This is a genomic window from Ignavibacterium sp., assembly GCA_032027145.1.
In the GTDB taxonomy this organism is placed as follows: Bacteria; Bacteroidota; Ignavibacteria; order Ignavibacteriales; family Ignavibacteriaceae; genus IGN3.
This window is the reverse complement of the sequence record JAVSMP010000001.1, coordinates 2,619,109-2,632,536: the sequence shown is the minus strand read 5'-3', so window position 1 is coordinate 2,632,536 and position 13,428 is coordinate 2,619,109. Positions and strand designations below refer to the sequence as shown.

General features: G+C 33.2%; 10 protein-coding genes and 4 tRNA genes. 5 read left to right on the top strand and 9 right to left on the bottom strand.

Translation table 11 applies throughout. The annotated features are described in order from the left end of the window. Window positions 1-90: 90 nt before the first annotated feature. The 4 genes from ROY99_11030 to ROY99_11015 all read right to left on the bottom strand — a co-directional run bounded on the left by ROY99_11030 (window position 91) and on the right by ROY99_11015 (window position 937). Window positions 91-162, bottom strand: a tRNA-Glu gene (locus ROY99_11030). Between the two features lie 42 nt (window positions 163-204). Beyond that, window positions 205-278, bottom strand: a tRNA-His gene (locus ROY99_11025). A gap of 24 nt (window positions 279-302) precedes the next feature. After that, window positions 303-376, bottom strand: a tRNA-Arg gene (locus tag ROY99_11020). A 486-nt stretch (window positions 377-862) separates the two neighbouring features. Continuing rightward, window positions 863-937 (bottom strand) — tRNA-Pro (locus tag ROY99_11015). 212 nt (window positions 938-1,149) lie between these two features. Here ROY99_11015 and ROY99_11010 point away from each other — a divergent pair. Genes ROY99_11010 through ROY99_11000 form a run of 3 tightly spaced genes read left to right on the top strand, consistent with a single transcriptional unit; the run spans window position 1,150 to window position 4,401 of the window. Beyond that, the gene (locus ROY99_11010) at window positions 1,150-2,466 is read left to right on the top strand and encodes an ABC transporter permease (GenBank protein ID MDT3696908.1); all 1,317 of its coding nucleotides are present in this window, start codon (window positions 1,150-1,152) and stop codon (window positions 2,464-2,466) included. Further along, window positions 2,466-3,698, top strand: a complete 1,233-nt coding sequence (locus ROY99_11005; protein ID MDT3696907.1) for an ABC transporter permease — start codon at window positions 2,466-2,468, stop codon at window positions 3,696-3,698. The genes ROY99_11010 and ROY99_11005 overlap by 1 nt, the downstream gene beginning before the upstream one ends. Window positions 3,699-3,702: 4 nt before the next feature. Further along, window positions 3,703-4,401 carry an ABC transporter ATP-binding protein gene (locus ROY99_11000; protein MDT3696906.1) on the top strand — a complete coding sequence of 233 codons (699 nt, stop codon included), beginning with the start codon at window positions 3,703-3,705 and terminating at the stop codon, window positions 4,399-4,401. 69 nt (window positions 4,402-4,470) lie between these two features. Here the strand turns inward: ROY99_11000 and ROY99_10995 are convergent, their stop codons facing one another. From ROY99_10995 to ROY99_10975, 5 genes are all read right to left on the bottom strand, one after another. Then, on the bottom strand, window positions 4,471-5,988 hold the full coding sequence (locus tag ROY99_10995) for a leucyl aminopeptidase (protein ID MDT3696905.1): 1,518 nt from the start codon (window positions 5,986-5,988) through the stop codon (window positions 4,471-4,473). Between the two features lie 14 nt (window positions 5,989-6,002). Continuing rightward, window positions 6,003-6,986 carry a bifunctional oligoribonuclease/PAP phosphatase NrnA gene (locus ROY99_10990; GenBank protein MDT3696904.1) on the bottom strand — a complete coding sequence of 328 codons (984 nt, stop codon included), beginning with the start codon at window positions 6,984-6,986 and terminating at the stop codon, window positions 6,003-6,005. Window positions 6,987-7,072: 86 nt separating this feature from the next. After that, window positions 7,073-8,110, bottom strand: coding sequence for a 2-oxoacid:ferredoxin oxidoreductase subunit beta (locus ROY99_10985; GenBank protein ID MDT3696903.1), 1,038 nt, complete (start codon window positions 8,108-8,110; stop codon window positions 7,073-7,075). Further along, window positions 8,100-9,947 (bottom strand): 2-oxoacid:acceptor oxidoreductase subunit alpha, encoded by a 1,848-nt coding sequence (locus tag ROY99_10980; protein ID MDT3696902.1) that lies wholly within the window; start codon window positions 9,945-9,947, stop codon window positions 8,100-8,102. The genes ROY99_10985 and ROY99_10980 overlap by 11 nt, the downstream gene beginning before the upstream one ends. A 103-nt stretch (window positions 9,948-10,050) precedes the next feature. Then, on the bottom strand, window positions 10,051-11,688 hold the full coding sequence (locus tag ROY99_10975) for an NAD+ synthase (protein ID MDT3696901.1): 1,638 nt from the start codon (window positions 11,686-11,688) through the stop codon (window positions 10,051-10,053). 233 nt (window positions 11,689-11,921) lie between these two features. Here ROY99_10975 and ROY99_10970 point away from each other — a divergent pair, with 233 nt between their 5' ends. Together ROY99_10970 and ROY99_10965 are read left to right on the top strand one after the other, a co-directional pair. Beyond that, window positions 11,922-12,395 carry a PspC domain-containing protein gene (locus ROY99_10970; GenBank protein MDT3696900.1) on the top strand — a complete coding sequence of 158 codons (474 nt, stop codon included), beginning with the start codon at window positions 11,922-11,924 and terminating at the stop codon, window positions 12,393-12,395. Then, entirely contained in the window at window positions 12,395-13,318 is a 924-nt protein-coding gene (locus tag ROY99_10965) for a DUF5668 domain-containing protein (protein ID MDT3696899.1), read from the top strand. The genes ROY99_10970 and ROY99_10965 overlap by 1 nt, the downstream gene beginning before the upstream one ends. The last annotated feature ends 110 nt before the right edge of the window (window positions 13,319-13,428 follow it).

Genomic DNA, 13,428 nt, shown 5'->3' with positions numbered 1-13,428 from the left:
CCATCTTTTTTCAAACTTAACAAAAGGAAATTGAAATAACTATTTCCAATTAGCAATAAAAAAAGCCTCAGCAAGATACTGAGGCTTAAGTGACCCCAAGGAGATTTGAACTCCTGTTACCGCCGTGAAAGGGCGATGTCCTAACCACTAGACGATGGGGCCAAGGAAATTTTTCAATTTAACAGCGCATTAAAACAACATTTGGGTGAGCGATGGGATTTGAACCCACGACCCCCAGGGCCACAACCTGGTGCTCTAACCAACTGAGCTACGCTCACCATCAAAAGAACAATCTAATATCGTACGCCCGAGTGGACTCGAACCACTAACCCTCAGCTTAGAAGGCTGATGCTCTATCCAATTGAGCTACGGGCGCAACTCAGAATATAATTTTGAACATCTAAAGTCGGGGCGGCAGGATTCGAACCTGCGGCCTTCCCGATCAAATCGGGACGCGATAGCCGACAACTTAAAATCGATAACTATTTTCAAGAACAACTTAATTGATTAAGCTGCTATGTCGGGGCGGCAGGATTCGAACCTGCGGCCTTCCCGATCAAATCGGGACGCGATAGCCGACAACTTAAAATCGATAACTATTTTCAAGAACAACTTAATTGATTAAGCTACTATGTCGGGGCGGCAGGATTCGAACCTGCGGCCTTCCCGATCAAATCGGGACGCGATAGCCGACAACTTAAAATCGATAACTATTTTCAAGAACAACTTAATTGATTAAGCTACTATGTCGGGGCGGCAGGATTCGAACCTGCGGCCTTCCCGATCAAATCGGGACGCGATAGCCGACAACTTAAAATCGATAACTATTTTCAAGAACAACTTAATTGATTAAGCTGCTATGTCGGGGCGGCAGGATTCGAACCTGCGGCCTCTTGCTCCCAAAGCAAGCGCGATAGCCGGACTACGCTACGCCCCGATAATTATACTTTGTTTGAATTTCTCAACCCCGAATAACCTAACATCCAATCCCAAAACATAATTTTCAAAAAATAGATTGAAAATATATACCATTGATACTTTAAAAACAATTTTTTGGTAATTGGATAATACTTAAATTACAAATAGAAACTTCAAAAAAGTTATTGTTATTATCTCTTTGGAGTTGTCTCGAAATTAAAATCAAAGATTTTGAAACCATCCATTTTCGATAGAAAGTGTGATCTACTTAAGTTTTTGATTTTTAGAACAAATTCTCAAAAGTATGAAGCAACTAAAATCTACTTACTTTTAATGAAATTCCCGTTATTTATATCAACAAGATATATTTTTTCTAATAAAGATTCGAGATTACTAAATCTTATATCTGTAATTGCAATTATTGGAATCAGTCTGGGAGTTGCAACACTTATTATTGCTCTAAGTGTATTAAATGGATTTGAAAATACTCTAACTGAAAAAATTATAGATTTTGATTCTCATATTAGAATTTCTTCGTTTAAAGAAGATTTGCCCAATTACAAATCCAATATTGACAAAATTTCAAATAAAATTTCAAACCAACTAGATTACATATCCCCTTTCGTTTCTAAGCTGGCAATAATTTCTTCAAAGCATCGTAAGGAAGGAATTAACCTGCAAGGATTAATTGAAGATAAACATATCAAAAGAATTCAATCAAATATTATCGTTGGTGAATATCTGGAAAACAGCGATACTTCTATTTTACTCGGTAAAACTTTAGCAACTAAACTTCTTGTTAAACCCGGAGATAAAGTAAAACTTTTTGCTCTAAAAAATGATAAACTCCCTACTACTTTCAATTTACCAAATATAAAAGTCTTTACGATATCCGGAATTTATGAAAGTGGTATGGCTGATTATGACAATCTGATTGGATTCACAAGTTTAAAAGCATCACAATCTCTTTTTTCTATGCAAGATGAAATAAATGGTTTGGATATAAAACTTAAATCGGTAGCTAAAATTGATAGTTTATCAACTCTTATCAGAAAAGAATTAAAATATCCTTATTATGCAAGAACGATTTTTGAAATCCACAGAAATATTTTTACATGGATTGATTTGCAAAAAAAACCAATTCCAATTGTTCTGGGATTAATAATAATCGTTGCTGTTTTTAATATTATCAGCACATTATTGATGCTGGTATTGGAAAAAACAAAATCCATTGGAATATTAAAATCACTCGGTGCAAAGAGCAGGGAAATTATTAGAATATTTGTTTACCAGGGAATTTATTTAAGCTTAATTGGAATTATTTCTGGTAACATCTTAGCCTGGCTTTTAATGAGTATCCAATTAAAGTTTAATATTATTAAAATTCCATCTAGTGTGTATTTTGTAACCAGAGTACCTATAGAAATGGATATAAAATTCTTCATCCTTATTTCGGTGATTACTTTTGTTTTATCTTTAATCTCTTCTATCCTTCCAAGTTATTTTGCTTCTAAAACAAATCCTGTAACTGCATTAAGGTTTGACTGATGAACTACGAACGATTTATTGCTAAAAGATATTTGTTTTCGAAACACAAGCTTAATTTTATTACAATCATTTCTTTGATATCAATTACTGGAATTACGATTGGGGTAGCAGCATTAATAGTCGTTCTTTCAGTATTTAACGGATTTGGAAGTCTTGTTACAAAATTTTTAACAAATTTTGATCCCGATTTAAGAATAGAATTTCAAACAGAAAAAGCATTGAACACAAGTGAAGATATAATATCAGCTATGAAACATATTGAAGATATAAATTCTTATGCACCTTTCGTCAGTGGAAAAGTTCTTGCTTATGCCAGTGGGATAACACAAGTAATTTCGCTTAAAGGCATTGATACATCAGCAGTAAACAAATTATATAAAATTAAAAATAGTATTCTTTATGGTGATGATAGTTTTTCTGTATCTGATAATCTTTCTGGAGCAATAATTGGGCTTAGATTAGCCGACAGACTACAAACACTGATTGGTGATACAATAACTATTGTTTCAGCAGAAGGAATCGAAAGAGCGATAACCCAGTTTGGTATGCCTAATATGCAAAAATTTGTGGTCAGTGGAATTTTCAGTTCGCAAAATAATGAATATGATGGAAACTTAATGTTTGTTCCATTGGATGACGCTCAATATTTATTGGGATATGATGATAGTTATCAGGGGTACGATATTAAACTTAATAATTTTAATAACTCGTTTAAAGTTAAAGATCAACTTGAAGCATTGCTTGGCACTGAGAATTATTCAATAAACACGTGGTATGATTTTCATAAAGAACTTTATTCGATGATGCAAATTGAAAGATGGGTCGCATATATTTTACTTTCGCTTATTATTGCAGTTGCGTCTTTTAACATTCTTGGTTCACTTTCAATGTCTGTAATTGAAAAGAAAAGAGATATTGGTATTTTAAGATCAATGGGTTCAAAAGAAAAATCAATCTTAAAAATTTTTATGTATGAAGGATTGATGATTGGATTAACCGGAACTCTTTTAGGAGTGATCCTCGGTTATTTAATTTGTTATTTACAACTGCAATACAATATTTATCCATTAGACCCAACACAGTACAAGATTGACTCACTGCCAATGGAACTTAGAGTAACAGATTTTTTCTTTATCACAGGAATTTCAATTTTACTTGCATTGATTGCAGCTTATATTCCTGCAAAGCGAGCTGCAAAAGTAGATGCATTACAATCTATCAAATGGGAGTAAATAAATGAGTATAATTTTAAGTGCAAATAATCTTAATAAATCATATCTGGTAAATAAAGAAAACAAACTTAATGTTCTTAAGGATATTTCGGTTGATATTGAGGAGCAGAAAATATCTGTTATAGTTGGAGCCTCTGGTGCAGGCAAATCGACATTGTTACATTTACTCGGTGGTCTTGATAGACCTGACAGCGGAAATGTTCTGTTTGAGAACAGCAACATTTATAAATTTAGTAATGACAAACTTGCAAAGTTCAGAAATGAAAATATGGGATTTGTGTTTCAGTTTCATCATTTATTACCAGAATTTACTGCACTTGAAAATGCTGCAATTCCGATGATGATTAACGGCAAAAACTTAAAATCAGCTTTAAGAGAATCTGAGAAACTATTAGAAATAGTTGGTCTTGCCCAAAGAAAAAACCATAAACCTGCTGAACTCTCAGGCGGCGAACAGCAAAGAGTAGCTGTTGCAAGAGCAATTGCAAATAATCCTAAAATTATTCTTGCTGATGAGCCAACCGGGAATCTTGATTCGGTTAATAGTGATTCAATTCATAAACTATTGTTTGAACTTAGAGATAAATATCAAAAAACATTTGTAATCGTTACACATAATCCTGACCTAATGAAACTTGCCGATGTGATTTTCGAAATTAAAGATGGAATGATAAAACAAACTAATAATCAATCTGTTAAATAGAACTTTAATTATTTTTAGATATAATTGCTCTATTGACTGATTAAAAATAAATATTGTACAATAATAAATTCATATTTTGTTTGACAGGTAGTCAAACAATAATCTTACACCAAAACCTGTCATATATTTTTTTGTATAACTTTTTGATGAATTATTAATTGCTGGACCAGCTATATCAAGATGAGTCCAGGGAATATTTTTATCAACAAAATGCTCAAGAAACTTAGCAGCTGTAATTGCTCCAGCCCATCTGGTTGAACCCAGATTAGCCACATCTGCAACATCACTTTTAATTAATTCATTAAAATCGTCCCACAATGGCAAACGCCATACTCTGTCATAAGTCTTCATTCCACTTTTATAAAGTCGGTCAGCCATTTGTTCATCCTTAGTAAACATACCAGCTACAAATTCTCCAAGTGCAACTACACAAGCGCCGGTTAATGTAGCAAGGTCAATAATCTGATCAGGTTTCAACTGCGAAGCATAATGAAGTGCATCGGCTAATACTACTCTACCTTCAGCGTCTGTATCTTCAATCTCTACACTCTTTCCATTTGAAATTTTTACAATATCTCCGGGTCTTATCGATTCTCCTGAACACATATTTTCTGCTGCAGGAATAATACCATATAAATGAACTTTCAGATTTGATTTAGCAGCAGCGCTTAATGTTCCAACAACAACGGCGGCACCGGACATATCTGCTTTCATTGCACCCATACCTTTTGAAGGCTTCAGAGAAATTCCACCGGTATCAAAAGTAATTCCCTTTCCAACCAAAGCGATAGTCTTTACATCTTCTTTTTTATTCCTTTTTGATTTTAGCGCAGGTTTGTATTCAAGAATAATAAACTTTGGCTTGTTGATACTTCCCTGCCCGATTGCGATCAAACCGCCCATCTTTCTTCTTTGAATTTCTTTTTGTCCGAACACAGTTGTCTTAATACCAAGTTTACGCAGCTCATTCGATACTCTGTTTGCAAAAATATCCGGTGTAAGATTATTTGCCGGCTCATTTTGCAGATCACGTGTAAGTGCAACTGAAGAAATTATATTAAAAGCATTTTTTAATGCAGACTTAAGTTTCCTTTCATCTTCTGCATAAAAACAAACATTCAGAGATTTCTGTTTTTGTTTTTCTTTTTTATACTTATCAAAAGAATAATTACCCAGCAATACACCTTCTGCAAGTGACTGATAATAATATTCTTCACTATCAAAATACTTTTTTACAACAGAAAAGGATGGTATAAATATGTACAAGTTTTCTATCACTTCAGACTGCAGATTAACTATAAACTCTGCTAATTGATTTCTAAAATAATCTGGATTTAAATCATCTGGTTTTATTTTAAACAATATTATTTCATCCGGTTTTCCAGTGGGCTTTGTAATTCGGATTTTATTAACATCAGAGGATAGAAAGCTTTTCTTTTGAAGTTCAGAAAATTTTATGTTAAAAATCTTTTCTAGATTTGGGAGACTCTTTTCAAGTTTATTATCATCAATCAAATATTTAAGAGTAATTGATAATGGCTTATAAGAAATTTTTGTCCCGCCAGAGGAAAGACTTATTTTATACATATTTACAACCTTGACTATTTAAGATAACTTTTTGCTTTAGCAAGAATTACAGGTATCATTTTCTGCATATTATTTGTAAAGAACCTTGCACCTGATGCGTTAATATGTCCTCCGCCGCCGAACTCTCTTGCAAGAAGATTAACAGGGATATCTCCCTTTGAACGGATACTAACTTTGAAACCATCTTTAAGTTCAATAAATATTATTCCGATTACAACATTTTCAACAGAAAGATTAAAGTTAACAAAATTTTCAGTATCACTTTCTAAAGCACCAAGCTCATCAAAATCTTTTTGAGTTAACATCATATAACCTATTCTGCCTTCTGCATCCAACTTTACAGAATCCAGTGCTCGCCCGAGTAATTTTATTTTACTGAATTTACTTTGATCATAAAGCTGATCATAAATTTCCCAGGGGCAAACCCCAAGATCAAGTAATTCTGCTGTTATTCTATGCACTTCAGCCGTAGTTCTCTCAAATCTAAACGAGCCTGTATCAGTCATAATTGCGGCATATATTGGATTTGCAATTTGTAAATCAAGTTCTACGATATTTGTTTGTTTTATGAAATCAAAAATAATCTGTCCTGTTGCACAATAGTTACTATCAATAAAAAGATGATCAACAAAATCTTCAGGCAACTGATGGTGATCAATACAAATTTTTAATTTATCAGAATTCATAAAAGGTTCCTGCATACTAACAACCCGATCAGAGCGGTTGAAATCAAGTGCTACAAGTACATCAACACTATTAAACAAATTCTTATGAAGATTTTCATCATACTTATGCAGGATTTTATCTTTATTGAAAAACTCCATGTTGTAGGGAGTTTCGCTGTGATTGATTATGTATGCTTGTTTCCCAAGTTTTTTCAGCAGATAATAAAATGCTGCTTCTGAACCAATAGCATCAGCATCCGGATTAACATGAGTTGTAAGTAGAAACGAGTTATTATTCAGAACTATTTCTTTAAGTTTAGAAAAATCTATCATATATCATTTAAAAATAAAAGGGCTTGACAATAATTCAAGCCCCGAAAAATAAATATAAGCTTAATAAAAATTCAAAATTGAAAAGTTCAATTAACTTCCCAGGTATTACTGCCAAACAATACTTTTTTCAAGTCACCTTCGCCTTTTTGCTTCTTAATATCTTCTATTTGTTCAGTAAGTCCCTGACCATAAGTTGGCTTAAAGATTTGTCTGAATACACCAACCGGAGTTGGAAAACCTGGTGTAGTAGTAAAACTTGATAATATAGTTGCACGCATCGGAGATTCATCAAACTCGTCGTGGACTAAGACATCATTGATGGAATATTTCCCGTTCGATAAATCAACGACAATTGGTTTTAGTCCATCAATTTTAATTCCTTTATCTTTATTTTTTCCAAATACCATCGGCTGATTATGTTCCAACATTAAAACATTATCATCCTTTGTATCTTTTTCAGTAAGCAGAGCGAATGCTCCGTCGTTAAAGATATTACAATTCTGATATATTTCCAGAAAAGCTAATCCTTTATGTTTTGCAACTCTTTTTATCATTTCTTGTAAATGTTTTGTATTCCGATCGATCGAACGTGCAATAAATGTAGCATCAGCACCTGTTGCAAGCATTGTAGGGTTAAACGGATAATCCACACTTCCATAAGGTGTAGTCTTTGTAACCTTTCCTCTTTCGGATGTAGGTGAATACTGTCCTTTTGTTAAACCATAGATTTGATTATTGAACAGAAGCACTTTCAAATCAATATTTTTTCTACAAGCGTGTATAAAATGATTACCACCGATACTGAGTAAATCACCATCTCCTGTAGCAACCCAAACATCTAACTTTGGATTTGCAAGTTTTACACCTGCTGCTAATACTGGTGCTCTTCCATGAATTCCATGGAATCCATAAGTATCCATATAATATGGGAATCGGCTGGAACATCCAATTCCAGATATCCAAACTATATTTTCTTTTGGCACTTCAATTATTTCAGGAAAAGTTCTTTGAACCTGAGCAAGAATAGAGTAATTACCACATCCGGGACACCACCTTACTTCCTGATCCGATGCAAAATCTTTAGCTGTTAACTTCTTTGTATTCATCTCAACTTTACTTTCCATTACTTCCTCCGTGGATTTCTTTAATCTTATTTAAAATATAGGATACTCTTAACGGCAATCCTCTCATCATATTAAACTGTTCTACTTCTATGAGATATTCGCTTCTTAATAATTTAGCTAACTGCCCGAGATTGATTTCAGGTACAAGCACCTTTTTAAAACTTTTAAGAACTTCTCCGGTATTTTTTGGAAAAGGATTCAGATATTGCAGATGTGCCTGAGAAACCTTATAACCTAAAATCCTTGCCTTAATAACTGCTTCTTTAATTGAACCGTATGTTCCACCCCAGCCAAGGACCAAAAGATCGCCTGATTGGTCGCCATCAACTTCAAGAAGTGGAATATCATTTTCAATATTTTTTATTTTCTCAGCTCTAAGTCGGGACATTTTATTATGGTTCTCGGGATCATAACTCACATTTCCTGTAATATCTGCTTTTTCAAGACCACCGATTCTGTGTTCGAGATTTGGAGTACCAGGTACTGCCCAAGGTCTTGCAAGAAATTCATTTCTTAAATAAGGATAAAATCCATCTGCTTCAGTTCTTAATTTCACATCGATTTTAGGCAGACTATCTATATTGGGAATTCTCCAGGGTTCACTGCCATTTGCCAGATAACCATCGGTTAAAAGAATAACCGGTGTCATATATTTTAATGCAATTCTTGAAGCTTCAATCGCCATATAGAAACAATCTCTCGGTGTTTTAGCAGCAACAACTGCAACAGGAGATTCACCATTTCTTCCTAAAACAGCCTGCAAAAGATCTGCTTGCTCTGTTTTTGTAGGCAAACCAGTACTAGGACCTCCTCTTTGGACATTTATAATAACCAAAGGTAATTCAGTCATTACAGCAAGACCAATTGCTTCAGTTTTTAATGCTAATCCTGGACCGCTGGTTGAAGTAATTGCAAGATTACCAGCAAACGAAGCACCAATAGCAGTAGCAATTCCGGCGATCTCATCTTCTGCCTGAAATGTTTTAACTCCAAAATTTTTATATGTACTTAAGAACTGTAATATTTCTGTAGCAGGAGTAATTGGATAAGAACCTAAAAACAAAGGTAATCCGCTTTTCACTGATGCTGTAAGGAATCCTAATGCTGTAGCTTCGTTACCAGAAATATTTCTGTAAGTGCCTTTTGGCAGTTTTGCAGGTTCAACTGCATAACGTGTTGTAAAAACTTCTGTCATTTCGCCGTAATTATATCCGGCATGCAAGGCTTTTGTATTTGCTTCAATAAATTCAGGACTTTTAGCAAACTTTTCTTCGATCCATTTTTCTGTATTTTCAAGTGGTCTGTTATACAACCAATACATTAATCCAAGTGCAAAAAAGTTTTTGCATCTTGCAATTTCTTTTACTGATAATTTAGTTTCTTTTAATGCATTTTCAGTTAATGAACTTATTGGTACAGTAAATACTGTTATACCTTCAAGTGAATTATCTTCCAACGGATTTGAATCATAGTGAGCAAGTTTTAAATTCTTTGAATCAAAAGCATCGCTGTTAACGATTATCATTCCGTTTTTCTTTAACTCAGAAAGATTTTTCTTTAAAGCTGCAGGATTCATTGCAACTAAAACATCCGGCTGATCGCCAGGTGTATGGATATTTTCACTGCTGAAATGTAATTGAAATCCACTAACGCCGTAAATTGTTCCGGCAGGTGCGCGTATTTCAGCGGGATAATCAGGCAGGGTTTTTAGATCATTACCTACCCAAGCTGTTGTATCACTAAATTGAGAACCAGTAAGCTGCATTCCATCGCCTGAATCTCCAGCAAATCTTACGGTAACCTCTTCAATTATTTGTAATTCTTTTTCATTTGTCATGTCATTTACTCTAAAAATTAATAATTTGCTAATGCTAAACTAATAAGACTGTTTAGATTTTACAATCTATTTTGCAGTCAACTATTTTAAAGTGGAAAAACTGTCAGGTCCGCCAGCCTTGAACAATAGGATATCTTCTGCCATATCCAAAGGCTTTTGATGATATTCGAAGTACAGGTGCAGACTGATTACGCTTAAATTCACTTGTATCAACCATCCTTAGAACCTTTTTCACCAATGCTCCATCATTAATAACTTTATTGATTTCATTAAATTCTTTATTCTCTTCCAGATACATTTTTAAAATTTTATCGAGTATTTCATAAGGAGGTAAAGTATCCTGATCAGTTTGATTTGGTTTTAATTCTGCTGATGGTGCTTTATCAATAATATTTTTTGGAATTATCTCGTCATTTCTGTTAATATAATTTGCAATTTTATATACATCTGTTTTGTACACATCAGCAATAACAGCAATACCGCCGCACATATCTCCATATAAAGTACAATAACCAACTGCACTTTCAGATTTGTTACCGGTTGTTAGTAAAAGATGACCAAAATTATTCGAGTATGCCATCAGATAAATTCCTCTTACTCGTGCCTGTAAGTTTTCTTCTGTTATTGATTTTGAGTTTGAATTCAAAATATTATCCAACTGCTTTAATGTTTCATCAACTACGGGTTGGATGCTTACATTATCAGATTTAATATTCAAATTTTTTATTAATTCTTCTGCATCTTTTATACTTTGTTTACTTGAGTACTTTGATGGCATAACCAACACATTAACATTTTCTGCTCCTATTGCTTTAACAGCAATATAAGTTACAAGCGCCGAATCCATTCCGCCGCTTAATCCGACTACAACTTTCTTAAAACTAAGTTTTGAACAATACTCTCTTAATCCATAGATAAGGGAGTTAAGAACCTCTTCTTCAAATGTTTCTTCACACTTAAAAATTGGATTTAATTTTTCATCAGTATCAAATACAATAAAATCTTCCTCGTAAGCTTTCCCAAGTTTTACCAGATTTCCATCTTTATCAAAACACATACTTGTGCCGTCAAATATCAGATCAGTTTGTGCACCGACACAGCAAGCATACACAAGAGGAGTTTTATCTTTTTTCGATAAAGCTGACAGCATTTCTTTTCTGGTAGAGCGTTTGCCGTAATAATAAGGACTTGCAGAGATGTTAATCAACAATGATGTACCCTGATCTATTAAATCCTTAATTGGATTTCTCCGGTATCTTCTTCTATACCAGTAGTTTTCATCATTCCAAATATCCTCACAAATCGAAATACCAAGTTTTTCTCCTTTGAATTCAAATACATCAACACTTTTAGCTGAATTAAAATAACGCATCTCATCAAACACATCATAATTTGGAATCAGTGTTTTATGCTGGATAAATTGAATTTTACCGTTGAAGCAAAGCAGAGCTGAATTATAAATATCTGTTCCGACCTTATTCAATTCTTCAGTGATAGCTCCAAAAATCAATCCAACAGAATCTGTTTGTGATGCAATTTCGTCAGCAGCATTTTTAACAGCAAGTCTGAATTCAGATTTTTCAATCAGGTCTAATGGAGGATAACCAACAAGTGCAAGTTCTGGAAAAACAGCTAAATCAACTTTTGCTTTAACCGCTTTATTATATTCTTCTAAAATTTTTTTCTTATTGTATTCGAGATTCCCTACAATAGGGTTTATCTGACAAAGAGCTATTTTCATAAAGAAGTTTTAATCTCAATATTAAATAAAATACTGTATCTAAAATAAGATAAGTTTTTCTGAATGCAATAATTTTAGCAGTGTTATCCACCATTCACCGATACTATTCGCCCGAAAATAAATTGTTTTTTCCTGTTCTAATCCTGCATAACCATTCATACTATAAAAACAACCTTCTATCTATTTATATATTAGTTTTGCATCAGGAATTTGATTTAGAAAGGAATTCTGAAATGAACAAAAAACTATATCGGTCAGTTACAGATAAAATGTTAGGTGGTGTTTGCGGCGGTATTGCTGAATATTTTGGCATTGACCCTGTTATTATCAGACTTACTTTTGTTTTGGCAGTTATCTTTGGCGGTAGCGGAATATTAGCTTATATAATTTTATGGATTATTATTCCTCAGAAGCCATACATTATTACTCCTTTTAATCAGGAAAATAAATCTGATGATAACTTAAATGATGTCGAGAGTGAAAAAAAAACTTCAAATGATCTGCAATCAAATTTGTTTTACAAAAACATAAGTAATAACAAAACTGTTTTCGCTGGAGTATTTCTTATTGTTTTAGGTGTGATTATTTTATTAAGTAATTTTATTCCTGGATTTTATTTTAAAGATTATTGGCCTGTTGTCTTAATAATTCTTGGATTAGCGATAATCTATAAAGCAAAAAATAATAAAACTAATGAGGTGATTTAATGAAACCATCAAGCATTTTTTGGGGAGTATTCTTTTTAGCAATAGGTGTTTTATTACTGCTTGGTAATTATGCCAACTTAACTTTTACTTGGGATTCTGCCTGGAAATTCTGGCCAACTGTGCTGGTTCTTATAGGTGTTTCAATTCTTGTAAAAAATCAAATCGGTAAAGCAATAGTAGCTGGGTTAGCTGCATTAGTTTTGGCATTAACCATATATGCATCAGTTAGTGCAACTACAAATTTATTTAATGATGACTTTGAGATAAATTTTGATAACGGAACCACAATGTATGATACTACTTATTTTTCAAAAGAGTTTAGTGACTCAATAAAAAGTGCAGCATTAAATTTTAGTGCCGGAGCCGGCAGTTTTAAGATATTAGTTCCGACAGAAAAACTTTTTGATTTTAAAACCGAAGGATCAAAAAATAAATATAAACTCAATCTTCAGCGGGAAGATTTTGATTCCCATGCTGAAATTAATTTTCAAATGAAAAGTACCAAATTCAACATTGGTGATAAAAATTATAAGAACCTTGTTGAAATGTCATTAAATACAAAACCTGAATGGGAATTAAATTTTTCAGTGGGTGCAGCATCAGTTGATCTTGATCTTACACATTATAAAATCAAAAAACTTGATGTTGATATGGGAGCCGCAAAATTAAATGTAAAACTTGGTAACCTTTCGGATATAACCAAAATAGATATAGATGCTGGTGCTTCTGATATAAATATTCTTATTCCGGATTCTGTAAGCTGTGAAATTAGATCTGATGCAGCATTATCCGCCAGAAACTATGAAGGCTTTGTTAAAACCGGTAATGATTTATACCGAACAGAGGATTTTGATAAGTATCCAAAAAAAATATATATCGAAATTGACTGCGGAGTTTCTTCAATAGATGTAAAGAGATACTAAAAAGCAAAGTAACTACATCTAAAAAAAAAGCGGTTCATTCGAGCCGCTTTTTTTGTATTCTTAAATGATTTAATAGAACTAATAGGTAAGATAGATTTATTATTTATTCC

What these genes read in the sequence shown, in the direction of transcription:
- ROY99_11005 (MDT3696907.1), top strand. Translation starts at nt 2,466, where the DNA reads ATGAACTACGAACGATTTATTGCTAAAAGATATTTGTTTTCGAAACAC.
- ROY99_11000 (MDT3696906.1), top strand. Translation starts at nt 3,703, where the DNA reads ATGAGTATAATTTTAAGTGCAAATAATCTTAATAAATCATATCTGGTA.
- ROY99_10995 (MDT3696905.1), bottom strand. Translation starts at nt 5,988, where the DNA reads ATGTATAAAATAAGTCTTTCCTCTGGCGGGACAAAAATTTCTTATAAG.
- ROY99_10990 (MDT3696904.1), bottom strand. Translation starts at nt 6,986, where the DNA reads ATGATAGATTTTTCTAAACTTAAAGAAATAGTTCTGAATAATAACTCG.
- ROY99_10985 (MDT3696903.1), bottom strand. Translation starts at nt 8,110, where the DNA reads ATGGAAAGTAAAGTTGAGATGAATACAAAGAAGTTAACAGCTAAAGAT.
- ROY99_10980 (MDT3696902.1), bottom strand. Translation starts at nt 9,947, where the DNA reads ATGACAAATGAAAAAGAATTACAAATAATTGAAGAGGTTACCGTAAGA.
- ROY99_10975 (MDT3696901.1), bottom strand. Translation starts at nt 11,688, where the DNA reads ATGAAAATAGCTCTTTGTCAGATAAACCCTATTGTAGGGAATCTCGAA.
- ROY99_10970 (MDT3696900.1), top strand. Translation starts at nt 11,922, where the DNA reads ATGAACAAAAAACTATATCGGTCAGTTACAGATAAAATGTTAGGTGGT.
- ROY99_10965 (MDT3696899.1), top strand. Translation starts at nt 12,395, where the DNA reads ATGAAACCATCAAGCATTTTTTGGGGAGTATTCTTTTTAGCAATAGGT.